Source organism: Mesorhizobium sp. M1423 (genome assembly GCF_040317575.1).
Lineage (GTDB): Bacteria > Pseudomonadota > Alphaproteobacteria > Rhizobiales > Rhizobiaceae > Mesorhizobium.
Window position 1 is genome coordinate 126,391 of sequence record NZ_JAMYKU010000002.1, and the last position, 26,598, is coordinate 152,988.

Annotated in this window: 29 protein-coding genes, 1 other RNA gene and 2 pseudogenes; 11 read left to right on the forward strand and 21 right to left on the reverse strand. The window is 62.4% G+C overall.

Annotated elements, in window-relative coordinates:
- The first annotated feature begins 129 nt into the window (after positions 1-129).
- The gene (gene cobF, locus NKG95_RS03455) at positions 130-903 is read left to right on the forward strand and encodes a precorrin-6A synthase (deacetylating) (RefSeq protein WP_353039970.1); all 774 of its coding nucleotides are present in this window, start codon (positions 130-132) and stop codon (positions 901-903) included.
- Between the two features lie 33 nt (positions 904-936).
- Here the strand turns inward: cobF and NKG95_RS03460 are convergent, their stop codons facing one another.
- The 6 genes from NKG95_RS03460 to NKG95_RS03485 form a co-directional block, all read right to left on the reverse strand.
- Positions 937-1,278: a winged helix-turn-helix domain-containing protein gene (locus tag NKG95_RS03460; RefSeq protein WP_023676697.1), complete on the reverse strand. Its 342-nt coding sequence runs from the start codon at positions 1,276-1,278 to the stop codon at positions 937-939.
- A gap of 81 nt (positions 1,279-1,359) precedes the next feature.
- Entirely contained in the window at positions 1,360-2,472 is a 1,113-nt protein-coding gene (gene modC, locus NKG95_RS03465; RefSeq protein ID WP_023720813.1) for a molybdenum ABC transporter ATP-binding protein, read from the reverse strand.
- A complete protein-coding gene (modB, locus tag NKG95_RS03470; protein WP_352495174.1) occupies positions 2,469-3,173 on the reverse strand; it encodes a molybdate ABC transporter permease subunit in 705 nt (234 codons plus the stop codon). The genes modC and modB overlap by 4 nt, the downstream gene beginning before the upstream one ends.
- 15 nt (positions 3,174-3,188) lie before the next feature.
- Positions 3,189-3,980 carry a molybdate ABC transporter substrate-binding protein gene (modA, locus tag NKG95_RS03475; RefSeq protein ID WP_353039971.1) on the reverse strand — a complete coding sequence of 264 codons (792 nt, stop codon included), beginning with the start codon at positions 3,978-3,980 and terminating at the stop codon, positions 3,189-3,191.
- A 274-nt stretch (positions 3,981-4,254) separates the two neighbouring features.
- Positions 4,255-5,049: a thymidylate synthase gene (locus NKG95_RS03480; protein ID WP_352482986.1), complete on the reverse strand. Its 795-nt coding sequence runs from the start codon at positions 5,047-5,049 to the stop codon at positions 4,255-4,257.
- A gap of 113 nt (positions 5,050-5,162) precedes the next feature.
- Positions 5,163-5,474, reverse strand: coding sequence for a DUF2853 family protein (locus NKG95_RS03485; protein ID WP_023676702.1), 312 nt, complete (start codon positions 5,472-5,474; stop codon positions 5,163-5,165).
- A gap of 162 nt (positions 5,475-5,636) precedes the next feature.
- On the opposite strand from NKG95_RS03485, the gene ssrA reads away from it, so the two are divergent.
- Positions 5,637-5,992, forward strand: a transfer-messenger RNA (tmRNA) gene (gene ssrA / locus NKG95_RS03490).
- 83 nt (positions 5,993-6,075) lie between these two features.
- Here the strand turns inward: ssrA and NKG95_RS03495 are convergent.
- Entirely contained in the window at positions 6,076-7,872 is a 1,797-nt protein-coding gene (locus tag NKG95_RS03495; RefSeq protein WP_353039972.1) for an acetolactate synthase 3 large subunit, read from the reverse strand.
- Positions 7,873-8,278: 406 nt separating this feature from the next.
- Between NKG95_RS03495 and NKG95_RS03500 the strand changes: the two genes are divergently transcribed.
- A complete protein-coding gene (locus NKG95_RS03500; protein WP_353039973.1) occupies positions 8,279-9,019 on the forward strand; it encodes an SDR family oxidoreductase in 741 nt (246 codons plus the stop codon).
- Positions 9,020-9,085: 66 nt separating this feature from the next.
- Here the strand turns inward: NKG95_RS03500 and NKG95_RS03505 are convergent.
- Positions 9,086-9,592 (reverse strand): annotated as a pseudogene (locus NKG95_RS03505) (LysR family transcriptional regulator substrate-binding protein); the annotation flags it as partial.
- Here NKG95_RS03505 and NKG95_RS03510 point away from each other — a divergent pair.
- Complete coding sequence (locus tag NKG95_RS03510) at positions 9,566-9,757, forward strand: hypothetical protein (RefSeq protein WP_353040081.1); 192 nt, start codon at positions 9,566-9,568, stop codon at positions 9,755-9,757. The pseudogene NKG95_RS03505 and the gene NKG95_RS03510 overlap by 27 nt on opposite strands.
- A 24-nt stretch (positions 9,758-9,781) precedes the next feature.
- On the opposite strand, the pseudogene NKG95_RS03515 reads toward NKG95_RS03510, so the two are convergent.
- Both NKG95_RS03515 and NKG95_RS03520 read right to left on the reverse strand, forming a co-directional pair.
- Positions 9,782-9,907 (reverse strand): annotated as a pseudogene (locus tag NKG95_RS03515) (LysR family transcriptional regulator); the annotation flags it as partial.
- A 101-nt stretch (positions 9,908-10,008) separates the two neighbouring features.
- Positions 10,009-11,214: a multidrug effflux MFS transporter gene (locus NKG95_RS03520; RefSeq protein WP_023720819.1), complete on the reverse strand. Its 1,206-nt coding sequence runs from the start codon at positions 11,212-11,214 to the stop codon at positions 10,009-10,011.
- Positions 11,215-11,381: 167 nt separating this feature from the next.
- Here NKG95_RS03520 and NKG95_RS03525 point away from each other — a divergent pair, with 167 nt between their 5' ends.
- The 4 genes from NKG95_RS03525 (at position 11,382) to NKG95_RS03540 (ending at position 13,203) form a co-directional block, all read left to right on the forward strand.
- Positions 11,382-12,071, forward strand: a complete 690-nt coding sequence (locus NKG95_RS03525) for a TetR/AcrR family transcriptional regulator (protein ID WP_352639714.1) — start codon at positions 11,382-11,384, stop codon at positions 12,069-12,071.
- 134 nt (positions 12,072-12,205) lie between these two features.
- Positions 12,206-12,742, forward strand: a complete 537-nt coding sequence (locus NKG95_RS03530; protein WP_023676707.1) for an SspB family protein — start codon at positions 12,206-12,208, stop codon at positions 12,740-12,742.
- Between the two features lie 18 nt (positions 12,743-12,760).
- Positions 12,761-12,964, forward strand: coding sequence for a DUF4169 family protein (locus tag NKG95_RS03535; RefSeq protein WP_023720822.1), 204 nt, complete (start codon positions 12,761-12,763; stop codon positions 12,962-12,964).
- Between the two features lie 17 nt (positions 12,965-12,981).
- Positions 12,982-13,203 (forward strand): ribbon-helix-helix domain-containing protein, encoded by a 222-nt coding sequence (locus NKG95_RS03540; RefSeq protein ID WP_023720823.1) that lies wholly within the window; start codon positions 12,982-12,984, stop codon positions 13,201-13,203.
- A gap of 3 nt (positions 13,204-13,206) precedes the next feature.
- Here the strand turns inward: NKG95_RS03540 and NKG95_RS03545 are convergent, their stop codons facing one another.
- On the reverse strand, positions 13,207-13,479 hold the full coding sequence (locus NKG95_RS03545) for a CBS domain-containing protein (RefSeq protein ID WP_245278655.1): 273 nt from the start codon (positions 13,477-13,479) through the stop codon (positions 13,207-13,209).
- Here NKG95_RS03545 and NKG95_RS03550 point away from each other — a divergent pair.
- A complete protein-coding gene (locus NKG95_RS03550) occupies positions 13,363-13,608 on the forward strand; it encodes a winged helix DNA-binding protein (protein ID WP_352844476.1) in 246 nt (81 codons plus the stop codon). The genes NKG95_RS03545 and NKG95_RS03550 overlap by 117 nt on opposite strands.
- 11 nt (positions 13,609-13,619) lie before the next feature.
- Here NKG95_RS03550 and NKG95_RS03555 read toward each other — a convergent pair whose 3' ends face one another.
- The 3 genes from NKG95_RS03555 to NKG95_RS03565 all read right to left on the reverse strand — a co-directional run bounded on the left by NKG95_RS03555 (position 13,620) and on the right by NKG95_RS03565 (position 19,928).
- Complete coding sequence (locus NKG95_RS03555; protein ID WP_353039974.1) at positions 13,620-17,774, reverse strand: AsmA family protein; 4,155 nt, start codon at positions 17,772-17,774, stop codon at positions 13,620-13,622.
- 115 nt (positions 17,775-17,889) lie between these two features.
- Positions 17,890-18,411: a hypothetical protein gene (locus NKG95_RS03560; RefSeq protein ID WP_353018425.1), complete on the reverse strand. Its 522-nt coding sequence runs from the start codon at positions 18,409-18,411 to the stop codon at positions 17,890-17,892.
- A gap of 104 nt (positions 18,412-18,515) precedes the next feature.
- Positions 18,516-19,928, reverse strand: a complete 1,413-nt coding sequence (locus NKG95_RS03565; RefSeq protein ID WP_353039975.1) for an FAD-binding oxidoreductase — start codon at positions 19,926-19,928, stop codon at positions 18,516-18,518.
- Between the two features lie 119 nt (positions 19,929-20,047).
- Between NKG95_RS03565 and NKG95_RS03570 the strand changes: the two genes are divergently transcribed.
- Together NKG95_RS03570 and NKG95_RS03575 are read left to right on the forward strand one after the other, a co-directional pair.
- A complete protein-coding gene (locus tag NKG95_RS03570; protein ID WP_352844479.1) occupies positions 20,048-20,533 on the forward strand; it encodes a thioesterase family protein in 486 nt (161 codons plus the stop codon).
- 147 nt (positions 20,534-20,680) lie between these two features.
- Complete coding sequence (locus NKG95_RS03575) at positions 20,681-20,878, forward strand: hypothetical protein (RefSeq protein ID WP_023676715.1); 198 nt, start codon at positions 20,681-20,683, stop codon at positions 20,876-20,878.
- A 226-nt stretch (positions 20,879-21,104) separates the two neighbouring features.
- On the opposite strand, the gene NKG95_RS03580 is transcribed toward NKG95_RS03575, so the two are convergent.
- The 7 genes from NKG95_RS03580 to ettA form a co-directional block, all read right to left on the reverse strand.
- On the reverse strand, positions 21,105-21,722 hold the full coding sequence (locus NKG95_RS03580; RefSeq protein WP_353039976.1) for an MOSC domain-containing protein: 618 nt from the start codon (positions 21,720-21,722) through the stop codon (positions 21,105-21,107).
- A gap of 141 nt (positions 21,723-21,863) precedes the next feature.
- Positions 21,864-22,985, reverse strand: a complete 1,122-nt coding sequence (locus tag NKG95_RS03585; RefSeq protein WP_353039977.1) for a beta-ketoacyl-ACP synthase III — start codon at positions 22,983-22,985, stop codon at positions 21,864-21,866.
- Between the two features lie 121 nt (positions 22,986-23,106).
- Complete coding sequence (locus NKG95_RS03590) at positions 23,107-23,445, reverse strand: hypothetical protein (RefSeq protein ID WP_352609109.1); 339 nt, start codon at positions 23,443-23,445, stop codon at positions 23,107-23,109.
- A 112-nt stretch (positions 23,446-23,557) separates the two neighbouring features.
- Positions 23,558-24,355, reverse strand: coding sequence for a trans-aconitate 2-methyltransferase (tam, locus tag NKG95_RS03595; protein WP_352495164.1), 798 nt, complete (start codon positions 24,353-24,355; stop codon positions 23,558-23,560).
- Positions 24,356-24,377: 22 nt separating this feature from the next.
- A complete protein-coding gene (locus NKG95_RS03600) occupies positions 24,378-24,509 on the reverse strand; it encodes a type II toxin-antitoxin system RelE family toxin (RefSeq protein ID WP_352482966.1) in 132 nt (43 codons plus the stop codon).
- A 98-nt stretch (positions 24,510-24,607) separates the two neighbouring features.
- Positions 24,608-24,856, reverse strand: coding sequence for a DUF6290 family protein (locus NKG95_RS03605; protein WP_352495163.1), 249 nt, complete (start codon positions 24,854-24,856; stop codon positions 24,608-24,610).
- A gap of 59 nt (positions 24,857-24,915) precedes the next feature.
- On the reverse strand, positions 24,916-26,565 hold the full coding sequence (ettA, locus tag NKG95_RS03610; protein WP_023720834.1) for an energy-dependent translational throttle protein EttA: 1,650 nt from the start codon (positions 26,563-26,565) through the stop codon (positions 24,916-24,918).
- Between the last annotated feature and the right edge of the window lie 33 nt (positions 26,566-26,598).

Sequence of the window (26,598 nt, forward strand, 5' to 3'; positions counted from 1 at the left end):
GCGAGAATGCCAACATGACTCTAGCCGTTCAATGTGGCGTTTCAAAGCCTTTCGGCAAATGCGCCGGCGCCCTGCCGGCATGTCGTGTCGGTCTAGACACGCCGGTCTCGATCGGGCAGGAGTTCCCTCATGCGCAAGCTTCTTGTCATCGGCATCGGCGCCGGCAATCCGGAGCACATGACGGTCCAGGCCATCAACGGCCTCAATCGGGCCGACGTGCTGTTCATTCCCGACAAGGGCGCCAAGAAGAACGATCTCGCCGAATTGCGCCGCCAGATCTGCGACCGCTTCGTCACCAATCCGAACTCGCGCCGCGTCGAATTCGATGTGCCGGTGCGCGCCGAGCCGGCGCCTTCTTACCGCTCGACCGTCGACGACTGGCACGAGGCGATCGCCGCGATCTATGAAGGCCTGATTCGCGGCGAACTCCCCGAAGATGGCTGCGGCGCCTTCCTGATCTGGGGCGATCCTTCGCTCTATGACAGCGCGCTGCGTATCCTGGAGCGCGTGCGCCTCAGAGGCAATGTCGCGTTCGAACTGGAGGTCATCCCTGGCATCACCGCCATCCAGGCACTCGCAGCCAGTCACAAAATGGCATTGAACCGCATCGGCGACGCCATTTTGATCACCACCGGCCGCCGGCTCGCCGAGGAAGGTCTGCCCGAAAACGCCGGCAGCACCATCGTCATGCTGGACGGCAAATGCGCCTTCAACACGCTGGCCGACAAGGACGTTAGCGTCCACTGGGGCGCCTATCTCGGCACACCCGACGAGATCATCATCTCGGGCCGGATTGGCGACGTCGGCGACGAGATCGTGAGCACTCGTGAGGAGGCCCGCCGGAAAAAGGGCTGGATCATGGACACCTATCTGCTGCGCAAGCCGGGCGAGCCTGAGGAGTGACAGGGATTGAGCGCGGCATGAATTCCGCCGAGTTCACGCAGCATCGATCTCGGCCTGCAGCGCCTCCATATGCGCCGCCGCTGCCGAAGACGCAGCCCGCTCGATGGCGCGGAAGCGGCTGACCACCGCAAGCCCGACCGACGTCAATTGGGCGCCACCGCCTTTCTTGCCGCCCGTCTGTGCCGCAACCAGCGGCTTGCCGAACACGCGGTTCATGTCCTCGACCAGATCCCAAGCGTGCTTGTAGGACATCTCCATGCCGCGCGCCGCGGCCGAAATCGAGCCGAAGGCAGCGATCTGTTCCAGAAGCTCGATCTTGCCCGGCCCGATGCGGCCATCTGGATCGAGATTTATCCGCAAGCTCAGCGACGGCATTTGCTCCTCCGCGGTCACGCCATTCTACAAGTTCTCCAGCGATACCGCTATTCCAAAACGATATAGCGAATCATCGGCCGTTCACCCATCCGCCTCGGCGGGGAGGCCGGCGCCGGTATTTGCCCGGTCGAAGCTCACCGTCTTGACCACCGCGAAGACCTTTCGACCAAGCTGGAGCCCTAGCGTCTGCCGCGACTGTTCAGTGATGCGGGCAAGCACGGTTGCGCCATTGCAGTCGATGCCGATCTCGACCGTAGGCCCTTCGCCCGGCTTTATCGCCATGATCGCGCCCGGGAATATGTTGAGCGCGCTGAGGCCAACCGGCTGCTCGGTGGCGATCATCACGTCGCGGGCGCGGATGCGGACGCGCACCGGCGCACCGACCGGCGTTGCCAGAAGCGGCACACGGATCTCGCCCGCCGCCGAGCCAAGCACGGTCATGCCAAACGCCTCGTCGTGGCGCAGAACCGCGGTATCCAGCACGGCACCGCCCTCGCCGCGCTCTTCGGCCGGCAATAGATCCAGACGCTGCATGATCACTCCGGTTGGACCGGAAGCAGCGACCTTGCCCTGCATCAGTACCACGACGTCGCTCGCCAACCGCGCCACTTCGGCGATCGAGTGGCTGACATAGACGATCGGGATTTTCGTCTCGTCGCGCAGCCGCTCGATATAAGGCAAGATCTCGGCCTTGCGCGCCTCGTCGAGCGACGCCAGCGGCTCGTCCATCAGCAGCAATTTCGGACTGGCAAGCAGCGCCCTGCCGATTGCCACGCGCTGCTTCTCGCCACCGGAGAGTTTTGCCGGCCGCCGGTCGAGCAAATGGCCGATCCCGAGCAGTTCGACCACGCCATTGATATCCGCGTAGCGCTCAGCAGCCGGCGTGAACCAGCGGCCATAGCGCAGATTGCTCGCCACGCTCATATGCGGAAACAGCCGCGCGTCCTGGAACACCATGCCGATCCGCCGCTTGTGCTTCGGCATGAACAAGCCGGCATCGCTATCGACCAGCACACGGCCGTCGGCCGCGATACGGCCTTTGTCGGGGCGGATCAGCCCGGCAATCAGGTTGATCAGCGTCGTCTTTCCGGAGCCGGAAGGCCCGAACAGCGCAGTTAGCCGCCCGGCGCTTTCGAAGCGGGCATTGACGGCGAAATCGCCAAGCCGGTGGCTGATGTCGACCTGAACCGTCATTCGATGTCCATCCGCCGGCCGACGCGTCGCGCCAGCACTTCCGAGGCGACCAGTGCCGCCATCGAGATGACGATCGAGATCAGCGTCAGCCTGAGCGCGCCGGCGTCGCCGCCGGGAACCTGCGTGAAAGTGTAGATCGCCGACGGCAGCGTCTGCGTCTCGTTCGGAATGTTGGAGACGAAGGTGATCGTCGCGCCGAATTCGCCCATCGCCTTGGCGAAGGAGAGGATCGCACCGGCGATCAGGCCGGGCAGGATCAGCGGCAGCGTGATCGTGCCGAACACCCATAATGGATTGGCGCCGAGCGTGCCGGCGGCCGCCTCGATCTTACGGTCGACCGCCTCGATCGACAGCCGGATCGCCCGCACCATCAGCGGAAAACCCATTACGCCGCAGGCGAGCGCGGCGCCGGTCCAGCGGAAGGAAAAAACGATGCCGAAATGCTCGGCCAGGAAAGCGCCGGCCGGACCGCGCTTGCCGAAAGTCAAAAGCAGCAAATAGCCGGTCACCACCGGCGGGAGGATCAGCGGCAGATGCACCAGCCCGTTGAGCAGCGTCTTGCCCCAGAACTGGCCGCGGGCGAGCACAAGAGCGATCGCTACGCCCGGCGGCAGGCTGGCAATCATCGCCACGGTCGCCACCTTGATGGACAGTCGGACCGCATTCCATTCGTCGGGAGCGAGATCCAGCAGCCAGCTCATGCTCAGGGCCGTTCGTCAGTTGCTCGGCGCAAGCACGGTAAAACCTTGCGCCTTGAAGAGTTCGCCAGCCTTGGCGGATTGCAGGCATTTCAGGAATGCCGGGGTATCCTTGCCCTTCGAATCCGCAAGCTGGGCAACCGGATAGATGATCGGCGGATGTGTATTGTCGGGGAAAGTGCCGAGCACCTTCACGCCAGGCTCGGCATGCGCGTCGGTGGCATAGACGATGCCGAGTGCTGCCTCGCCGGTCGACACCAGCTTTAGGGCGGCGCGCACATTCTCGGCCTGCGCCACCTTGCCTTCGACGGAAGACCAGACACCGAGCGATTCGAGCGCCGCCTTGCCGTATTTGCCGGCCGGCACCGCCTTGAAATCGCCCATGGCAAGTTTGCCGTCACCCACGAGCCCGGCAAGATCGAAACCCTTTTCAATCCTGGTTTCAACCTTGGAATCCTGCGGCGCGATCAGCACGATCTGGTTGCCGAGCAATTTCACTTCGGTGTCGGGCTTGGTCAGCTCCTTGTCGGAAAGATATTTCATCCAGTCGAGATCGGCCGAGATGAACACGTCCGCCGGCGCGCCGCTTTCAATCTGCTTGGCCAGCGCCGAGCTCGCCGCGTAGGAAATGGTTGCCGCCTCGCCGACACTGGCCTCGCAGGCCTTGTTGACGGCATCGAGCCCGTCCTTCAGGCTCGCCGCGGCAAACACGACCACCTTGTCATCGGCATCGGCCGCCGGCACCGCGGCCATCAGCATGGCAGCGAGACCCGCGATGGCAATCGTCGTCGAACCTTTGCGCGCCAGCATGAACTCTCCTCGTCTCGGATCGCCCGAAGCCGTCCATCGATATATCCATGTGAACATAACAAGGAAAGGCTCTTTACCAGGCGACGGCATTCTGAGCTGCGGTTTTCTCCGCCTGCGATAACCTCCTTTAGATACAGCGGTATCGAGGTCGAAGAAAATATCGCATGGAATCTGTTGCGCGCACCACAGACGTCGGTCGATCAAGATGGATGCTGACAACGTCCGAAGGCGTAGCCGCAGTAGGCAATTTCGATATGCACAGTCAGGTAGGGTGCTAAACCGCGATCGGCGCCTTGATCGTCGCGTCGGCGAAATAGTTGTCGAGCCGGAAATCCTCGAAGCCGAAGGCAAAGAGATCCTTCACCTCGGGATTGATCCATAGCGTCGGCAACGCCTTGGGCGTACGCCGCAATTGTTCGCGCGCCTGCTCGAAATGGTTCGAGTAAAGATGCGCGTCGCCGAGCGTGTGGATGAAATCGCCGGGTTTCAATCCGGTCACCTGCGCCACCATCAGCGTCAGCAACGCATAGGAAGCGATGTTGAAGGGCACACCGAGAAAGATGTCGGCGGAGCGCTGATAGAGCTGGCAGGAAAGCTTGCCTTCCGAAACATAGAACTGGAACAGGCAGTGGCAGGGCGGCAACGCCATGGCCTCTACCTCGGCAGGGTTCCACGCCGAAACGATCAGCCGCCGCGAGTTAGGATTTTTGCGTATCTCCTTCAGAAGATTCGCAATCTGGTCGATGGCGCCGCCATGGCCGTCCGGCCACGAACGCCATTGCTTGCCATAGACCGGGCCGAGATCGCCATTCTCGTCGGCCCACTCATCCCAGATCGAGACGCCGTGATCGTTGAGATATTTGATGTTGGTGTCGCCGGCCAGGAACCACAAAAGCTCATGGATGATCGACTTGAGGTGCAGCTTCTTGGTGGTGGTGACCGGAAAGCCGCGGGCCAGGTCGAAGCGCATCTGGTAGCCGAATATCGAGCGTGTTCCGGTGCCGGTACGGTCGCCGCGATCTGCGCCGTTTTCCAGCACATGCTTCAGAAGGTCGAGATACTGGCGCATCGGCTCCGGTCCGATTCGGGTTGTCAGCCATCATAGCCGAATGACCGTCGGCCGAACACAGCAAAGCGAGACAATTCCAGCAGAAGCCTCGCCAGCATCAGCGGCGAGTTTGTTCAGAGCGAGCCGAGCATGCCCAGATCCTTGGCGACAAGATAATAGAACGTCACCCGGCTCTTGCTGTTGTCGGCCGCCATCGCCTTGCAGGTCTTTTCGATAGCCGCATCCGCCTTGGCGCCGTCGGTGACACCGAGCTTGCCAGCGACCCAGCTGTTCCTGACGCGCTTCAGTTCCTCCGGGTCGGTGCAGGACACCAGCGAGGAATCGCGGTTCCTGAGCGCGATGCCCAGATGCTTGACGATCTTGGCGACCGCGTCGGCATCCGCCGCCGCATCATATTTTTTTACGTCTGCGAGATAATCGGCCATCGAATTTCCCCTCGTCGGCGCCACGGGATCCGGTCGATGAGGATTGTGGCGCGCTGCCGCAACTGTGCGCTGGGTCTCCTCACCGCCACAAAGCTTCGGTTGAGACCGGCTGCAAGTCAACCCCTTGATGATCCACTTTGACACGGACGAAAGTGGCATTCCGGCCTTTCATTTTCCACCGCCAGTCCCTATATTCGCCTCGTCGGCTCGACCGACTATGGTGATAAACAGGCGATGAAATAAGCCGTTCGGACCCGGGGGCGGTACCCGGCGCCTCCACCAAAAACCGCTGCTCAAGAGCGGCTTTTGCTGGGGGCGAAATAGGATCGACGAAGGTGTAAAGATCGTACTTTTGCCCGGCATTGTACCACCGTTATCGGGCTAAACTTATAGTTGCCAACGACAACTATGCGGAAGCACGTCTCGCCGCGTAAGCGGTGCGATAGCTTCAATTCAAGCCCTAGTGGTTCGCACTTCTAGGCGGGGTTCGGAGGTACCTGGCAACAGAAACCTCCATTTCTTCCTTTTTTGATATGTGCAGCTGCAGGCCTCGCCGGCTGGGCTTTTTATGCGCCCTGATACGCTCAAGACGCCGCGGCGTTTATACCAGCCCCTGGCTGACCGCGTCGATCGCACCGGCGAATGTTTCACCAGTAGCCTCATCGGGCAACAGCATCTCATTGTGCCCTCTGCCCGTCCGGACCATCGGAAAACAATTGGCGAGCTTGGCAACACGACAGTCGAGGAGCACCGGCCGGTCCACGTCGATCATTTCCTGTATCGCATCGTCCAGGTCGGCTGGTTTGTCACAGCGCAGGCCGACCGCTCCGAACGCCTCGGCCAATTTGACAAAATCGGGCAAGGCCTCGGAATAGGAATGCGCGAGGCGGTTGCCATGAAGGATTTGCTGCCACTGGCGAACCATGCCCATATATCCGTTGTTCAGGATGAATATCTTGATCGGCGCGTCGTACTGGACTGCCGTCGACAGCTCTTTCATGGTCATCTGAACCGACGCGTCGCCGGCGATATCGATGACGAGGCTGTCCGGATGAGCGATCTGCACGCCGAGCGCCGCCGGCAGGCCGTAACCCATCGTCCCCAGGCCGCCCGAACCCATCCAGCGGTTCGGCTTTTCGAAGCCGTAGAATTGGGCCGCCCACATCTGATGCTGGCCGACTTCAGTGGTGATGTATGTGTCGCGATCCTTCGTCAGCTCGTAAAGGCGCTGCACCGCATATTGCGGCATGATCACGTCGTTGTTCATCTCATAGGAGAACGAATTGCGTGCGCGCCAGCCGGCGATCTTTCTCCACCAGTCCTGAAGGCGGCTTCCATCCGGTTTCTGAGATAATGCGCGCCATAGACGAACCATGTCACCCAGAACATTGCCGACATCGCCTTGTATGCCGATATCGACGTGGACGTTCTTGTTGATCGAGGACGGATCTATATCGATATGGATCTTCCTGGAGTTGGGCGAAAAAGCATCCACACGCGAGGTCACGCGGTCATCGAAGCGCGCGCCGATACAGATCATGACGTCGCAATCGTGCATCGCCATGTTCGCCTCATAGGAACCATGCAGACCGACCATCTTGGGCCAGTTCTTGCCGGAGGCGGGGTAAGCTCCAAGGCCCATAAGCGTCGAGGTGACCGGAAAGTCGGTCAGTTGAACCAGCTCCCGGAGCAATGTCGATGCTTCCGGGCCGGAATTGACGATGCCGCCGCCGGCATAAATAACGGGACGGCTGGCATTGGCCATCAGCGCTATCGCCTGGCCGATCTTGTTGATGTCGCCCTGCAGCTTCGGTTGATAATTTTTCAGCGCAGCAACGTCCGAAGGCGGCGTGTACATGCCGGACGCAAACAGAACGTCCTTTGGCATGTCGACGAGAACCGGCCCCGGTCGCCCTGACTGGGCGATGTGGAACGCCCTATGGATCGCTGACGCCAGGTCATTGACGTCTTTGACCAAAGAGTTGTGCTTGGTGCAGGATCGCGTGATGCCAATCGTGTCACATTCCTGAAAGGCATCGGAGCCGATCAATGTTGTCGGCACTTGTCCGGACAGACAGACGATCGGCACTGAATCCATCAGTGCGTCCTGCAGGGGCGTCACGGCATTCGTCGTGCCTGGGCCTGACGTGACCAGCATCACGCCGACCTTGCCCGTGGACCGGGCATAACCCTCGGCGGCATGGCCGGCGCCCTGTTCGTGGCGCACAAGGATATGCTTGAGATCGTCCTGCTGGAATATCTCGTCATAGATCGGCAAAATAGCCGCGCCGGGATAGCCGAAAATATGCTCCACACCATTGTCTTTGAGTGCGCGGAGAACGATCTCCGCTCCTGTCATGCGGTTGCTCGTATCCTGAATGGAATTATCGCTTGTCATGGTTCTGTCCCGTAGCGTGATGAGGATGGGTTGACGGGGCATCGCCGAAATCGGGCGTAAGAAGAATTTCGGGCATAAAAAAAGGCCCCGTCAGGAGCCTGTTTGTCGCGCACGGGTGGCTGTCGCCGGACGGTTACACCATCCTGCCCATGCGCTTTCCTACCACTGCAAGAACCATAGCGATCTTCATGATCATCGCTGCTAACACAGAAAATCGCGCATCGTCAACGTCTCAGGCTAAGGCGTCTCAGGCCGAGGCGAAAACCCAAGGGCTTCCCTTCATCGGAATTTCCGATGGCAGCATTCGTATCTTCCCGTTTCCCTTCTCCCCTGCCTTTGTCGAACAAGGCTTCAGTTTCTCGCCGCGTGTCGGTCACGCCCCGCGAGCTACCTGATGGAGAAAAAGATGAACCAGGAAACCACACCAACACCCGAACGCATCCTGATCGTTGGCGGCAGTTCCGGCATGGGGCTGTCGCTTGCCGAACAGCAGCTTGCTGCCGGCGCCGAGGTTACGATCGTCGGCCGCTCCGAGGACCGGTTGTCGGCCGCACGGCAGCACTTGCCTCACCCGGAAAGGCTGAGGACGATCGCAGCCGACGTCACAAGCGAGGACGAGGTCCAGCGCCTGTTCGAGGACGTCGGTACGCTCGACCACATCGTCTCGACCGCCGCAGACATCATCGGCGTCTATGTGTTGCTTCCCGAGATGGACGTCTCGATAGCGCGGAAAGTGATGGATTCCAAAGTCGTCGCGCCGCTTCTTCTCGCCAAACACGGCGCGCCTCGTCTGACGCCCAGGGGGTCGATCACGCTGACCTCGGGCATCGCCGCCTATCGCCCGGCGGCGAAAGGCTCGGTGGTGGCAGCCGTTAATGGGGCCCTTGGCTCACTCGCCTACGCGCTTGCCGTCGAACTGGCGCCGATCCGCGTCAATGTCGTCTCGCCGGGCTGGGTCGACACGCCGATTTGGGATGCCGTCGTCGGCAGCGGAAAGACGGTCGCGCTGGACGCCACGGCAAAGCGTCTGCTCGTCGGCCGGATCGGCCGGGCAGCCGACATCGCTCAAGCCATCACGTCCCTGATGCATAACGGCTTCATCACCGGAACCGTGCTTCATGTCGATGATGGCCAGCGATTGGTCTAGTGATGGCCAGACCTCGCGAACCATTGCGAGGAACAGTCGCAAGACGGGCGCTTGAATGCGCCGGTGGCGCCATACCATGGTGACCGGCGTCACCGGGCTGCTTCCAACCCAAGGCAGCACGACGATATTGGCATCAGCTGCAGAAGCCACGAGACGTGGGACCAGCGCGGATCCAAGACCGGCTGCAACAAGGCTCCGTATCGCGCCCATGCTGGCGAACTCGCCGACTAGTTTTGGACGGTCAGGCAACGTTGCGGCAAACGTTTCGTCGAACATCCGCCTATAGACGCAACCGGGCTGGGTGACGAGGAAGGCCTCGTCAGCCAGATTGTCGGGCGTTATAGCAGAATATCCGGCCAACCGGTGATTTGCCGGCATTATGATGACGAGCTCTTCTTCTGCCACCTGCTCGCTTCGCAGCTCCGGCGCCGCCATCGGGGCGGCCCCGAAAAGCAAAGACACGTCCAGCGCACCGCTGGCCACGCCGGCACGCAACCGGCCGCTATCGTCCGCGTGGAGGTTCAGTTCCACGTCTGGATAGCGCCGGTGGAATTCGCTCAGCAAGGCTGGCAAACGCGTAACGCAAAGCGTCTCCAGACCGCCGACGGTCAGGCGACCGGCAACCGTGCCGCTCGCGTCGGCGACAGCGGAACGGGCTTCGTCCGCGAGGTCGAGGAGATCGTTTGCGTAGTCCAGCAGACGCTGTCCTGCCGCCGTCAGCTTCAAGCCACGCCGTGACCTGTCGAACAGCGACGTGCCCAGATCGGCTTCCAGCGCCTGAATCTGTTCGGTCACGCTCGATTGAGCAAGATGAACCCGCTCGGAGGCGCGTGTGATGTTCAAGGTGGCGGCGACCGCCACGAAGGTCTTGAGATGTCGAAGCTGCATGTCCTGAACCCGTCATATAGGCATAGGCTGCTTTGAACCGGGATCGCAAACGTGAAAAGGCCGGGAACATCGCCCGGCCTTTTTGTCTCGCTAGGAGAGGCTTACTCCGCCGGCGCTTCCGCAGCTTCGCGGCTGCGGCCGAGCGTTACCTTGGCCAGCGTGAAGGAGATCGCCGCGCAGAGCGTGATGCCCGCCACCATTGGCAGCGGCGTGCCGTCAAAGAACACGCCGGCGACACCCATGGCGACCGCGCCGATGGCGAAGTGCAGCGTGCCCATCAGCGCCGACGCCGTGCCGGCGATCTCACCATGCTCTTCCATGGCCAGCACCGACGTCGTCGGGATAACCAGGCCGAGGAAACCGTAGCCGACGAACAGCAGGGCCGCCATCACGTCGAGCCGGTCGACACCCGAGGCCATCACCGCGAACAACACCACCATCGTCGTCGCATAGCCGGTCACCGCGACGCGTACCACGCGCTGCAGCCCGAACCGCTCCGACAGCAACCCGGTCAGCTGCGACATGCCGATGAAGGCAACCGCATTGATCGAGAAGAACACGCTGTAGACCGAAGGCGACAGCCCGTAATGGTCGATCAGGATGAAGGACGAGCTCGACAGATAGACGAAGAAGCTCGCAATGCCGAAGCCGGCGATGGCCGTCAGGCCAAGGAAGTTGCGGTCGCCCATCAGGAAGCGGTAGCCGGAAAGTGCCGTCCCGAAGGACGACCCGGCGCGCTCCTCGACCGGCCGCGTCTCCTTGAGCGAGGTCGCCAGCAGGATGGTGGCGAGCACAGCCGCGCCCGTCACCGTCCAGAACACGGCGCGCCAGCCGAAATTCTCGATGATTTGGCTACCGGTCAGCGGCGCCAGGATCGGCGACACCGAAAAAACCAGCATCAACAGCGACATCAGCTTGGCGGCTTCGGTGCCGGTGTGCAGATCGCGCACGATCGCGCGCGGCACCGCCATACCGGCGCTGGCGCCGAGCCCTTGCAGGAAGCGGAAGGCGATCAGCCATTCGATCGACGGGGCCAGCGCCGAGCCGACGCCGCCGACCATGAACAGCGCCAGGCCGCCATAGAGCGGCAGCTTGCGGCCGACCATATCGGAGATCGGTCCGACGACGATCTGACCGAAGCCCATGGAAAGAAAGAAGATCAGCAGGCTCATCTGCACCGCGGCGGTGCCGGCATGCAGATCCTCGCCGATCGACGGCAAGGCCGGAAGATACATATCGATGGCAAACGGGCCGATGGCGGACAATAGGCCGAGCACGACCGCAATGCGGAGGAATTTGGCGTTCATGATAGCAGGCTCTTTCGAATTCTGGTTGCCGCCGCGGGCCGGCGTGTAACCCTAGGACGTTCCATCCCGTGGAGTTCCGACTCTTCTGCGGAACGAAACCCCCTCGTGTTAGTCCACAAATTTAGACAGGCTTGTCTAATTCGTCAACCACCTCTATATAGTTTTGCATGAAGGCCAACGTTTCTCCTGACATTTTCCCGCCGCGGGGCCATGAGGCCAAGCGGATGTCAATTGTCGACGCCGCCGCCTCGGTCTTCTGCCGCGAAAGCTTCGCCGGTGCCAATATCGACATGATTGCCGCCGAAGCCGGCGTCTCCCGCCAGACCATCTACAATCATCATGGCGACAAGGAAAAACTCTTCGTTGCTATCGTTCGCGAACTCACCGAACGTTGCAATGCCGGCATCTTTGCCACGATCTCCACTTTTCCCGATCGGCCGAAGGATCTCGAGGCCGACCTCATCGCCTTTGCCGTCCGGATGAACCACAACTGCATCTGCAACCGCGACGGAAAATTCCTGCGCAAGCTGATCCAGAGCGAGGGCGAGCGCTACCCCGAGCTCTTCGCCGAATGGCGCGAAGAAGGACCGGGCAGGACATGGCCGGCGATCGCCGCCCGTTTCGCCCGCCTCGCTCATGCCGGCTTCCTTGATATCGACGATCCCGATGTCGCAGCGCGCCAGTTCATGGCGCTTGCCAATGCCGAGTTGCAGACGACGTTCATGCTCGGCGGTACACCGACCGAGGACGAGGTGGTGCAATCGGCGACAAATGGCGTGCGCACCTTCCTGCGCGCCTTCGGCAAGCGGCAGCCTGTGGCCCGAGCAAGCAAACAGGGCGTGCTCGCCAGCGCTTGACGATCAAAGCCGTTTGGCGATCAAATCGTCGCCAACAGGCTTCGCTTCCGCACCCCGGCGATCTATATCCGGTTTACGCCGCGCTCAAGCTTGATTACAGCTATCAGGACGATTCAACGGAAGCCGACAGCCACATGGCCGACGACCACATCCGCTACGACATTCTGGCCCAGGAGGCGTTGCGCGGCGTCATGCGCAAGGTCCTGGCCGAGGTCGCGCGCACCGGTCTCCCAGGCAACCATCACTTCTTCATCACATTTCTCACCGGCGCGCCGGGCGTGCGCGTATCTTCGCGGCTGCGCGAACGCTATCCCGAACAGATGACCATCGTTATTCAGTTCCAATATTGGGACCTGAAGGTGAGCGACACCGGCTTCGAGGTCGGGCTGTCGTTTTCCGACGTGCCGGAGAAACTGGAAATCCCGTTCTCGGCCGTACGCGGCTTTTACGATCCGTCCGTCAACTTCGAGCTCGAATTCGACGTCAAGACGGATACCCCGGCTGAACAGGAGACAAAGGCCAAGCCTGCTCCCGAGCCGCTGGCCATCGTCGCCGAGAAAAAGCCTGAGACGAAGAAGAAAACCGCTGAGGCGGAAAAGAAGCCTGCCGCGGCCGACGCCGGCGCCAAGGGGGCCGACGTGGTGTCGCTCGACGCCTTCCGCAAGAAGTGACCCAACGGGCGGCGTGACATGGCCGAGATCGTCAATCTCCGTCAGGCACGCAAGCAGAAGGCGCGAGCCGAGAAGGAGCGCCTGGCCGAACAGAACCGGGCGCTGCATGGCCGTTCCAAAACCAGCCGGGATCGCGACCGCCTGATCGCCGACAAGGCCGACAAATTCGTCGCCAGTCATCGCCGGGAAAAATCGGGCGATTCGGACAAATCCGATGCTTGAAGTGTGAGGGCGGTCGCGTGAGCCCGGTCGAAAAGCGCTCGGTCACCATTCGCGGCCACCGCACCAGCTATTCGCTCGAAAAGCCTTTTTACGACGACCTGGTCGCCATCGCGGCCGCGCGAAAATTGACGCTCGCCGCGCTTGTCGCCGAAATCGACGAGAGCCGCCCGCGCGATGCGAACCTCTCCTCGGCGCTCAGGCTCTATGTGCTGGACTGGGCCAAGCGCCGCAAGTTGTAGCCTTCAGGCAACGCTATTTTGTTTCCTGCGCCGGATACGGAAGCCCAGCAAAGCCGAGCGGTCGCGTTCTTCGGCCTGCTTCTTCGATCTGACACGCATCAGGTCCTTCCAGCCGACATAGCCCACCAGCCGCGCATTTTCTCGCGTGACGACGGGCAAATGGGACACGTTCGCCATCAGCAGCTTGTCGGAGGGGCCCTCGAGATACTCATCCGGATAGGCAACCGTCTTTGCGAAGCCGGGCTCGTCGCGAGGGACCACGACGAGGAGGACCACCGCCGCGTGCTGCTGCGGCTGACCGACCGCGCCGACGACAGTCTCGCCGATCTGTCAGCCGCTCATCTCGACGAACTCGGGCGGATCGAGCCGATGCTGAAGCGCTTGCTTGCTGGACGCGGCGCATAAGGGATGCGCCGTCACCCGCCATTCAGCGATTTTAGCAGATCGTCGATCGACGAGGGATCGAACTTGAGCTTTGGCGGGGGCGGCACTGAGGGTGGCACGTTATTTGCGGCCGGTGGCGCACGTTCTGCTTTCTGCGCTTGCTCCGCCGCGGCCTTGCGTTCGGCGTCGAGCTTTGCCTTCTCTTCCGAGGCGATCCGCAACGCCTCTTCCGCCCTCTGGCGTTGCTGTTCTTCGGCCTGCGCTGCTTCCTCGGCAGCCTGTTGCGCCGCCTCGGCTTTGGCTTCGGCATCCGCTTTGGCCTTTGCAGCCGCCTCGGCTTTCGCCCTGGCCTCGGCTTCGGCCTTCGCCGCTGCATCCGCTTTCGCCTTGGCTACAGCCTGCGCCCTGGCCTCCGCTTCGGCTTGGGCCTGCGCCTCAGCTTCGGCCTTTGCCTTGGCGTCCGCTTCAGCCTTCGCCTTGGCTTCAGCCTGCGCCCTCGCCTCCGCTTCGGCTTGGGCCTGAGCCTCGGCTTCGGCCTGTGCCTTAGCGTCCGCTTCAGCCTTCGCCTTGGTTTCAGCCTGCGCCCTCGCCTCCGCTTCGGCTTGGGCCTGCGCCTCAGCTTCGGCCTTTGCCTTGGCGTCGGCCTCGGCCTTCAGCCGCGCTGCTTCCTGTTGCCTGCGCAGTTCCTCCGCCGCTCTTTCACGCTCGGTTTGCAGGGCAGCGTAGTAGCGCACCTCACGCCGCAGCCTTTGTTTCTCGAGCAGCGCGGCTTGCATGGCTTCGACCCGCTGCTGCTCCTTTTCCAGCGCACGCTGGGTCAGGAACTGTGCCAGTGGCTCGCTGTCGAACTGCCGTTTGATGGCGCCGAACGGACCGTCGACGCTGAAATTCAAAATTGGTTCGGAGCCGACCAACGCCTCGTCGCCGGGTCGGTAGGCGATCTCGCCCTTGGCATCGACGGTGCTGGTATTCAGATCGGCGGTGATGTCGGCGGACAGCGTCGCGCCCGGGCTTTCGAATTTGACCGGTGGCGCCCTCAGCGTGCCGCCGGCGATGGTGAAGGCAATATCGGTGTCCTGCGCCGGAAAACTTCCCGCCGCGGCGATCTGCGGCACGAAGCCGGCAGTCTTCGACGCGTCGATATCGCGCCCTATCGCGTCGGCCTTGGCGATGAATGCGCCAAAGGCATCGGGATTGAAGCCGGCAATAGTCATGCCCTTCAGCGTCGCCGTGCCGGAACCGGACAGCGCCGCGACCATCGCGTCGACCGATTTGCCGCTGGTCGAAAGCGCCGTCGAGAAATCGCCGCTTCCGCTGAAACCGGCCTCCGGCAGCACGGCTGCCAGATCGGAGCCGGCGAGTTTCATCTGACCGGAGAAAAGCCCGGTGCCGTCATTGTTCTTGAGCTCGAACAGGCCACTCAACTCGCCGCCGAGGAATTTTGCCTTGAGGTCGGAAACACGGATGCCCTCCTGGTCGAGCTGCAGCGAAAGCGCAGCGTCATAGGCGGTGGCAAGCGGGCCGGCGGCAAGCGACGCCGCCGTCAGATCGAGATCGGCGGTAAATGGCAAACTGGATTTCTGGCTGAACGGTGCCGTCGGCCAGGCCCCGTCATTGACGAGGAAGGCCTGGTCGCCGAACAGCATCACCGCCATCGGATCGAGGTCCAGCTCGTCCAGCGACAGCGCGCCGGCAAGATGCGGCAGCCCCTCCTTGACGTCGATATTTACGTCACCGGAAACCGCCGCTTCGTTGACGGCGCCGTTGAGGCCGCTCAGCACCAAAAGACCATTGCCGTAGTCGGCATCGGCAGCAAGCGACGTCGACATGCCGGTCCCCATGCCAGGCAGGCCGACGCCGGTCGTCATCAGCCATGGCTCGATGTCGGCCGTTTCCAGGCTGACCTTGCCCTTGGCGGCCGCGCCCTGAGGCGTGTCGGCAACTGTCCCGTCGAAACCAGCTTTGAAGTCGTTGCCGGCCAGGCTGAAGCGTGTCGCCAGGCCGCCGCCAAGTGTGCCTTTGGCCGAGACGTCGGTGGTCGCCTCGCCGAGCATGCCGAGTGGCAGCGCCGGCAACCCGTAAAGCGCCAGAAGTGCGGTGGCGTCGGCGTTCCGGGCATTGAAGGTCAACGTCACCGGCGCTTCGAGGGGCCGGTCGAGCGCCCCTTTGCCGGACAGCGACGCCGAAAAGGCCGAACCACCGGCCCTGCCCTGTGCGCTCATTGCCAGTCCCGTCGTACCGTCGCCATTGTCTGCGGCACTCGTGACGGCGTCGATACGCGCATCCTGGAACAGCTCCGGATAGGCAGCGGCCCGCGCCGCCAACCCGTTCAGCACCGCATTGTCCGGATAATGCCGGACGGCGACGTCGATCAGCGGCTTGAGGTCGACGGCGACCACCGAGGCGTCGAGCTTCCCGGTCGGGCTCGCCGGGAAGTCCTTGATCCGGCCGGTGGCGCTGATAGAGGCGCCGGCAAGTCCGCCGACCGACAGGCGGTCGATCTCAAGCAGCCCGTCGCGCAATCTAAGCGCGGTGTCGACGCTATCGGCGGTCAACCCACCTGCGCTGACCGGCCCGGCCTTGATCTGGAAATCGAGGTCGCGGTCGGAAAAGCGGTTGGCTCCCTTGTCGCTGACGAAGATCGAGGCGAAGGCGGCGAGTCCATCGACGTCGAGTTCGCCACCTTCCAGTTGCATCAGCACCGATGGCCTTGTGTCTTCGGGCTGGGTGGAATCGATGCGGCCGGAGAACTTCGCCTTGCCGAGGATGAGTTCGAGATCGCTGAAGGCCTGGTGCTTTTCACTCAAATCTACTTTTGCCTTGAAGCCGGCGGCCGGCAAGCGGCGGATCGCCTCGTCGACGTCCTTCGACAGCCAGGCGGCAAAGCCGGAGGGCTGCGCCACAGCCAGAAGCAGCGATCCGGTGAATCCAAAATGATCCTCGACGCTGACCATGCCATTGGCTTCCAGCTTGGCGCGGCCGGGCAGCGTGGCGGCCAGCGATTTCACCGCCCAGCCGCCCTCGGCCGGTTCGGCGGACAGATGCACGTCGCGAACCGTCGTGTCGCCTGCCACCACCGCCGGCAGTCTCACCTCGACCGTGCCCGGTATGGTCGGCTTCGGCAGATCGAGCAGCGCCTGCTCCAGCGCCGCCACCCGCTCGGACAGCGTCAATCCGGCACCGGCCGCCGCCCCCACGGCCTCGTCGAACTGCACCTGTGCGCCATTGGCCTTGATCGAGAAATGCGGCTTCAGCCCAAGGTCGACCGCAGCCTTGCCATCGGCGGTGTAGGGATTGTCGAGCGGTCCGGTCTCGAAGCGGAATTCGTCGACGCCGAGCTCCTGGTGGTCGAGCGAAAACTTGCCGTTCAGCCTGAACCCCGGATCCGGCTTGCCGGCGCTGACTTTCACTGCCTCGCCGTCGGTGCCGCGCAACTGCGCTACAGTCTGGTCTGCGCCCGATATCTTGAACTGGCCCGAATAGACCGCGGCGCCCTCGACGAGGCCCACATTGCCGTCAGTCTCGATGACCAGCGGATAGTCATCCGGACCGGCTTTGAGCCTGAGCCGCATTTGCCCGTCCGGTTCGGCCTTGCCGGTGGAAGCGGCGATCGTGGTCCGCAACCCGTCCAGCAACAGGGAGCCGTCCATCCGCCAGGGGCCGCCCAGCGACTTGGCCGAGATCGTCGAGTTGATCTCGGAAATAAGATGGCTACGGCCGCCGGCGGCGTGGCTGAGCGCGATCTGTCCTTCCGTCACCGTCAGCTTCTCGATGGAGATCTGGCCGGGATCGAACGGCGAGGACGGCCGTATCGTCCAGTCGACCGTGCCGTTGGCGGCGATGTCGATCGTCGCCTTCGGCCGCACCAGGCGCATGTCGAAGATCAGCACCTCGCCGCGCAGGAATGGCGCGAGTTCTGCATCCATCGAAAAGGTTTCGACGGTCATCGCCGGCTGGCCGTTGGGGCCACCGGCGACGGCGACGTTGGAAAAGGTCACCGAGGGAAACGGCAGCAGCCTTGCCGTTGCATCGCCTCGCACGGTCACCTTGCGGCCAAGAACGGCGCTCGCCTCGCGTTCGAAATCGGCGCGATAACCCGTCCAGTCGACAAAGTACGGCACCACCAGCGCCGCACACAGCACCAGCACGAGAAGCCCACCGAAGATCACGAACAGGCGTGCGAGCATGAACTCCGAAGCGGTTGATTGAAAATCAGCCGCACTCTACCCGCATCAGCGTGTCGATAAAGAGGCAATTCCCGCCAGACAGGCGTCCAGGGCAAAAGAAGGCGGCCAAGAAAACTCAGCGCGCGTCGCGCTTTGCCTGCGCCAACTTTGCCGCCTGCCGCTGCCGGCCGAGTTCCATCGGCCGGATCAGATTCTCGGGCCGCCGGCTCACGATCGCGCGCACGCCTTTGTGCGCGGTGCGCGTGTTGAACTCGGGACCGTCTGCCGCAGCGCCCTGCTTCATGGACAGCGCCTTGCGTGCATTCTCGACCAGCGAAACACGCGCTGCCAACTGGCGGCGGCGTTCGGCCTCGCCATTGAGCCGCCGCATGGTCATCGCCAGAACCGCCAGCTTCAACTGCGAACCTTCATCGGCCTTCGAGGCGCCGGCGCCCTTTGGCGCACCCTTGCCGCGCATTTCGCGGCGGCGGCGATGCGCCTCGGTCTGGGCCTTGTCGCGCCGCTCCCTTAGGAGCTTGACCAGGCTGGCGAGTTCGGCGTCGGCAAGATGCTGCACTGCTGGATGGTGCGACTTCTCGACGAGAGCATGTTCGTCGGCGCTCAGCGCCCGAGCCTCTTCCTTGCGTGAAATCGCCATGACACCATTCCTCCGTCTGTGACGCCTGCCTGCCTCTCAGGTCCTTGGAGTCTCGATCCAAATGGTGGTGCGGTCAAGCCAGGGACCATCTGGATCTTCTTCCACTATTCGGCCGGCAATATCTTGCCCGGGTTCATGATATTCAGCGGGTCGAGCGCCTGCTTGATCGTGCGCATGATGTCGACGCCATGACCGAGCTCATGCCGCAGGAAGCCGATCTTGCCCTGCCCTATGCCATGCTCACCAGTGCAGGTGCCGTCCATGGCGATGGCGCGCATATTGAGCCGCGCCACGAATTTTTCCGCCAATGCGATCTCCTTCGGGTCGTCCACGTCCATCAGCACCAATACATGGAAATTGCCGTCGCCGGCATGGCCGACGATCGGTGCGATCAGGCCCATCTCGGCGATATCCGCCTCGGTCTCGGTGACACATTCGGCAAAGCGCGAGATCGGCACGCAGACATCGGTCGACAGGCCCTTGGCGCCCGGCCGCAGCGTCAGCGATGACCAGTAGGCATCGTGCCTGGCTTTCCACAATTTTGTCCGCTCTTCGGCGATGCTGGTCCACAGGAACGGGCCGCCGCCATTTTCCTCGGCGATCATGCCGAAAGTCTCGGCCTGTTCGGCGACGCTGGCATCGCTGCCGTGGAACTCGACGAACAGGCAGGGGCTCTCCGGATAGTCGAGCTTCGAATAGGTCTTCATCGCTCGCATCTGCAGCGCATTGACCAATTCGATGCGCGCCACCGGAATGCCCATCTGGATGGTCGCGATCACCGCGTTGCAGGCCGCCTCGACGCTGGGAAACGGGCAGACGCCGCCCGAAATCGCCTGCGGAATGCCCTGCAGCTTCAAGGTCAGCTGGGTGATGATGCCAAGCGTACCTTCCGAGCCGATCAGCAGCCGCGTCAGATCATAGCCGGCCGAGCTTTTCTTGGCGCGCTTTCCGGTCGTAACCGCTTCGCCGTCGGCCATCACCGCCGTCAGTGACAGGACGTTGTCGCGCATCGTGCCGTAGCGCACGGCGTTGGTGCCCGACGCCCGTGTCGCCGCCATGCCGCCGAGCGAAGCGTTGGCGCCCGGGTCGATCGGAAAGAACAGGCCGGTGTCGCGCAGATGCCGGTTGAGGTCCTCGCGCGTCACGCCGGGCTCGACGATGCAATCGAGGTCCTGCGGATTGACCGCGATGATGCGGTTCATGCGTGACGTATCGAGCGAGATGCCGCCGCCCGGCGCATTGGTGTGACCTTCGAGCGAAGAGCCGACGCCAAAGGCGATCACCGGCACGCGATGTGCCGCGCAGGCACGCACGATCTCCTGCACCTCCTCCGTCGTCTCGGCAAAGGCGACGCCGTCCGGCGCCTGCGTCGGGATATAGGTTGTGGTGTGCGCGTGCTGGGCGCGGATCGCCTGGCCGATCTGGAATCGCTCGCCGAGCCGCTGCTTGAGGATGCCGAGCACGGCGGCAATGCCTTCCTCGTTGCGTTCGACCGGGTTGAGGTCGCTTAGGGCCATCGATTCCTCCGCGAATGGACCAGCGTCCACCCTTGTTCTGCATCTAGGGATGCGTAGTCTCACCAACCACGCTCTGTCCAGTCCACGCTCATCCCGGCATGACGAGAAGGAAGTTTCCGATGCCCATCCCCGCCCCTTTCCTCTCTCGCGCCATGGAGATCGAGAAGGCCTGGATCGATTACAACGGCCATCTCAACATGGCCTATTACAACGTGCTTTTCGACCGTTGCTCCGACGAAGCCTTCGAGATGATGGGGATGGGGATGGACTATGTAAGGGAACGGCGGCTGACCATCTACACCGCGGAAGTCCATGTCTGCTACGTCCAGGAGCTGCATCTCGACCACAAGGTCACGGTCTCGTTCCAACTCCTCGACCATGACGACAAGCGGCTGAGGGCCTATCAGGAAATCCGCCATGTCGACGGCTGGCTTGCCGCCACGTCTGAAACGCTGTCGCTGCATGTCGACATGGCTGGCCCGAAGGTGGCGCCCTTCCCCGCCGACGTCCTTGCCAGAGTGGAAGCGATGCGCGCCGCCCATGCCGCCCTGCCGATGCCGGAGCGCGCCGGCCGCTCGATCGGTATTCGTCGTAAGCCGGCTTGAACCGCAACCCAACCGCCGTTAACCTTACCGAGGTTTTAACGTGAACAAGCCGAATTGAGACGTTGAACGACTCAGCGCGGCGTTGGAAAACCATCCGCATCGAATTGCGATACGGGCGGCGGAGCAGCAGCGGTTCGGGGAACGTGCATGAAAACCGACATCAAGGTCGAGGCGGACAGGCTGGCGGCTGACCCACGCATCACCGACTATGATTTCTGGCGCTCGCTGAAGAACCTCAACAACGAGATCTTCCACATTGCCAACAACAACGAGCCTATTCCCTTCGCCATGATCCGCTGGCGCGCCATCCTTAAGCAGGCGCGGATGAAACGCGGCCACGCCTGAAACTGTTATGATAACACCGAGCTTGCGGCACAAGAAGACAGCGTTGCTTACGACAACGAATGGTCGCCAGGCAGCAAGCCACCGAATTCCGGCATCTATCGTTGCAAGAATTGCGGTGACGAAATTGCGGCGAACAAAGAAAACGGCCAAACAAGGCGATGGATTGGAAGCTGTTTCAGCAGCCAACTACAAACAGACAATCCCTGATCCTCTAAGATTTTAGTCTTCAGGCCCGGTAAATCCACTGTTCTGGCACGCGCACCGAAATCTCCTCGCCGGCCGTGATCGTGCCGGGCTTCTCGACCCAGGCGACGAGGCCGCGCAAACGCTTCGACGCTTTCGCGAACAGCAGCGCGCCGGCCTCGTGATCGGCCATCCCGGCATTTTCGGCGACCGATCGCCCGGCGATGCGGCAAGGCCCGTTCTGCGCGTCGATCTTGACAGTCGCGCCGCCTTTGAAGAACAGCAGCGCGCCGGACGGCAGCATCGAGAGGTGCGGCAGGCCTTCGATTAGGAGATTGGCGCCGATCCATTCCGGCTTGATCTCGGCGATGCCCATCCGTTCGGCGACGGTGGTCAGTTCGTCCGCCGCCACGATCGACAATTGCCGCTCGTTGCGCATCTCGGTGCCACGCGGATACCAGGGTTCCCGTCCGCCGGAGCGCCGCGTCGTGCCAGCGTGGAAATCGCCTTCAATGCCGTCGAAGCCAAGCTGCAAGGTATCGATGGCTCGTGTCTCGAAATGATCGAACGGCGCGAGATAAAGCGCGGCCACCTTGGCGGTGAGCTTTCGCGCCGGCACGATCTCGACCGGATTTTCGGCCTCGGGGAAAAGATCCGGCATGGGTTCGTTCCTCGCGTGATACGCGCAATTAGCCTCGGTAGCTCATCGGGTCCAGTCGAAAGCGCTGATGCTCCGATCAAGCGGACTGATGTGACTATGCCCGGCGGGGTTCCGATGCTGGTTCCGTTCGCGCCGAAATGGTCAGAGCATGCGCAATAGCGCGCCGCCGATCGAGTAGCCGGCGCCGAAGGCGCAGAGCAGGCCGTAGTCGCCGGCCTTCATATCGGCATGGTTCTCCGACAAGGCGATGATGGCACCGGCGGCGGCAGTATTACCGAGGCGCTCCAGCACCATCGGCGCGCGGTCATGGTCGACGTCATGGCCGAACGACAATTTCAGGATCATGGCATTCATCCGCGCATTTGCCTGATGCAGCCAAAAGCGCCGGATCGCTTGCGGTGTCAGCCCGTGTTCGGCCAGGAATTCGACGATGAACTTGTGGCCGGCGACGGTGACTTCCTTGAACACCTTGTTGCCGATCTGCTTGATCAGATTGCCTTCCAGATCGATCATGTACGGATCGTCCTGGGTGGCGCGGGTATAGTAACCGAGATTGGTGCGGATGCTGTTCGACATCTGCGTCCAGGCACGCGTGTCGAGCACCTCGAAACGCCCCGACCGCTTCTCGCCCTGGGCGAGCCCTTCGACGATCATCGACACGGACGCGTCGCCGAAGATGAAATGCGTCTGCCGGTCGCGAAAATTGAGGTGGCCCGTGATGATCTCCGGCGTCGTCACCAGTACGCGTTTATGCGCTCCTGCCCGCACCAGATTGACCGCAATGTGCAATGCGGCCGCCGCCGAAGAGCAGCCAAGCCCCATGTCGAAGCCGGCGCCTCTCGTGCCCAGCGCCTGCTGCATTTCGATGGCGATAGCCGGATAGGGCCGCTGATGGTGCGAGGCCGAGCAGATCACCAGGTCGATGTCCCCAGGCTTCAGCCCGGCATGATCGAGCGCCTTGCTGGCCGAGGCGATGCCGAACTCGGCCTCCAGCGACAGCGCATCGTCGGGCCGCGCCGGGAAGCGCGGCGCCATGCGGGTCGGGTCGAGGATGCCTTCCCGTTCGATGACATGGCGGGTCTCGACGCCCGAGGCGTGGACGATGAAGGCACTGTCCGATTTCTGCAGCAGCGGCTCGCCCGAGACCTCGCGCCGGACGTTCTCCATGTCCACCCAAGTGTTGAAGCTGGCGACGAGCTCCTCATTGGTGATCGACGCTTCGGGGATTTCAACGCCGATGCCGCTGATGATGACGCGATGCATTTCCAGTTCGTCCCGTGCGCAGGCGTTGCGGCTTCATGTCGACGCCGCAAAAGCTCGGCGCAACCTCTTTTTGCACCTAGCCAGTTTATGCCGGCTTAAATCAAGTCCCTGGAACGGGTCTTTACCAGGCGCAGAGCTTGGTATTGGTCTGCGGGTTGTTCCAGCAGGCACCGTCATCATTGCTGCGCACGAATTGTCCGGGCAGCGGCACGTTGCGCTGGCCGAGATTGACATAGCCGTAGGCAAAACCCGGGTCGTCGATCTCCAGGACGTAAGTCGGATAGCCCGGCGCCGAGATGCGAAAGCTGCCGGCATCATCCAGCGCCCGATAGCTGCAGGAGAAATACCCGTCATCGCTGGTGAAGCAGCGCGCTCGCTTGGCCTGCGCCGATATCGAAAAGGCAAGCACAGCGGCCGCACAAATGCTGCCGCCGAAAATGAGCGTTTTCAGTGTCATCATCCACCCCCCATGGCCCATGAGGGCCGCCATCCCCGCCCCAGCGAGATGCGCATGACGGCGAAAGCCGGTCAAGCATCCGCTGCTGGCTGTTTTTGGGTGTAGCTAAGAGTTTCTAAGCAGAACGCCGCGCCACGATGAAGACACGGGGAAAGCGCAGCAACACCTTGCCGCTTGCCGTTTTCGGATAGGCTTCGGCGATCCTGGCCGTGTAGCGCTTCAGGAAAAGCTGCCGCTCGCCTTCGTCGAGCGGATCGAGGAACGGCTTCAGCCCCGTCGACTTCACCCATTCGACGATCGCCTCGGCATCGGCCAGCGGATGGTTGTAGATCGTGTGCCAGATATCGAGCCGATCCGAGAATGGCGACAAAAGGTCGTAATAGAACGCGACAGGCGGCAGCGGCGCGCGGGCCGCACGCTCGAACTTTTCAGTGAACGGCATCTCGGCCGCGGTCTCCCGCATCAGCCGGTGCGAAGGCTCGCCCATATTGTCCGGCATCTGCACGGCAAGCGCGCCGCCGGGCGCCAAAAATCCTATCAGCCGCTGGAACACAGCCGGATGCTCCGGTAGCCACTGAAACACTGCATTGGCGAAGATCACGTCGACCGGTTCGGCCGGCTGCCACGTCGCCGCGTCCGCCAAGGCAAAGGTGACGCCGGGCAGGCGCGCCTTCGCCTTCTCGATCATGTCGGGCGAGGTATCGAAGCCGCTGATCTGTGCCTGCGGCCAGCGCTCGACCAGCAATTCGGTCGAATTGCCCGGCCCACAGCCAATGTCCACCACCCGGCGCGGTTCCGGCACTGGCACCTGCGCTAGGAGGTCGCGCGCCGGCCGCGTGCGCTCATCCTCGAATTTCAGGTAGAGTGCGGCGGACCAGTCGGGTTTTGCCTTTGCCGCTATGCTGTTATTCATCGATAGATCTCGCGACGGTTGCCTATCTCCCGATCAGCACGACGAGCCGGCTGTCCTGAAACTGGGCAATGATTCTGTAGTCGCCGACGCGAAACCGCCAAGCTTCCTTGGTCCCAGTCAGCCGTTTGGCGAGTGCTCTTGGATTGGGGTGCACAGAAACTCTTTGATACAGGAATTCTAGGACACGGCGCTAGTCCTTCGGTGAAAGCCCTTCAATGTCTTTTTCGGCTCGCGTAAACTCGACCTGCCAACTCATTCAGCGGCAGGTTTCTTGTGCCGCTCCTCGACTTCGCGAAGTTCAAGCTTCCGGATCACCTCTTCCAACGGAATGCGTACGCCGTCGTCATCCCTCAGGCGTTCCTCCGCAATCCTGGCATCCTGCCAATCCTCAATGGTTTCGAGGATCGCTTCAACTGCGACCTGATCGATCGTACGGCCGCTGGCCCTGGCAATATCGGCCAGCAGCTTCTCGGCTTTTTGCGGCAATTTGACCGTGATCATGGGCAACTCCATCCGATCAATTTAGGCCAAACGACGATCGCCCGCAACGGATCGAGACCCTACCTCGTCAGCCGCTTATACGTCATGCGGTGCGGATTGACGGCATCGGGCCCAAGCCGGCGGATCTTGTCCTGCTCGTAGTCCTCGAAATTGCCTTCGAACCATTCGACATGGCTGTCGCCCTCGAAGGCGAGGATGTGCGTCGCCAGACGATCGAGGAACATGCGATCGTGCGAGATGATGACGGCGCAGCCGGCGAAGCTCTCGAGCGCGTCTTCAAGTGCGGCCAGCGTTTCGGTATCGAGATCGTTGGTCGGCTCGTCGAGCAGCAGCACATTGCCGCCGGTCTTCAGCATCTTGGCCAGATGCACGCGGTTGCGCTGGCCGCCGGACAGGTTGCCGACCTTCTGCTGCTGATCGCCGCCGCGGAAATTGAACGACGCGCAATAGGCGCGGGTGTTGGCTTCGAACTTGCCGAGCTTGACCACTTCGGCGCCACCCGAGATCTCTTCCCAGACCGTCTTGGTCGGGTCGAGTGCGTCGCGGCTCTGGTCGACATAACCGAGCTTGACCGTCTCGCCGACGCGGATGGTGCCGGCATCGGGCTTTTCCTGGCCGGTGATCATGCGGAAAAGCGTCGTCTTGCCCGCGCCGTTCGGGCCGATGACGCCGACGATGCCGCCGGGCGGCAGCTTGAATTCGAGATCGTCAATCAAAAGCGTGTCGCCAAAGCCCTTCGACAGGTCCTCGACCTCGATCACCACATTGCCGAGCCGCTCGCCATGCGGAATGACGATCTGCGTATCGCTCGGACGCCGCTTGTCGGCCGCATCCAGCAGATCCTGGAACGCCTGGATACGGGCCTTCGACTTGGTCTGCCGGGCTTTCGGGCTGGACTGGATCCACTCGCGCTCGCGGCCGATCGCCCGCTGGCGCGCATCGTCCTCGCGGCCTTCCTGCTTGAGCCGCTTGGCCTTGGCTTCGAGATATTTGGTGTAGTTGCCTTCGTACGGGATACCGCGGCCGCGATCGAGCTCGAGGATCCAGCCGGTGACATTGTCGAGGAAGTAGCGGTCGTGGGTGATGATCATCACCGCGCCCGGATAGGCGCGCAGATGCTTTTCCAGCCACGCCGTCGTCTCGGCGTCGAGATGGTTGGTCGGCTCGTCCAGCAGCAGAAGGTCGGGCTGGCGCAGCAAGAGCTGGCAGAGCGCGACGCGACGGCGTTCGCCGCCCGACAGCTTGGTGACATCGGCCTCCTTGGGCGGGCAGCCGAGTGCCTCCATCGCCATCTCGACCTGCTGCTCGAGATCCCACAGATTGAGCCGGTCCATCTCGTCTTGCAGCTTGGCCGACTCGTCCGCCGTCTCGTCGGAATAGTTCATCATCAATTCGTTGTAGCGCTCGATGATCGCGGTCTTGGCGGCAACGCCTTCCATGACGTTTTCGAACACATTCTTGTTCGGATCGAGCGCCGGCTCCTGCGCCAGGTAACCGACGGTCGCGCCTTCGGCCAGCCAGGCCTCGCCGCTCCACTCCTTGTCGATGCCGGCCATGATCTTGAGAATCGTCGACTTGCCGGCGCCGTTGGGGCCGAGGATGCCGATCTTGGCGTCCGGGTAGAAGGACAGATGAATGTTCTCGAGCACCTTCTTGGTGCCGTAGGCCTTGTTGAGGCCGGCCATGTGATAGATGAACTGGCGTGCCACGCGCGCTTTCCCTGAAAAGTCGACTGATGTCGG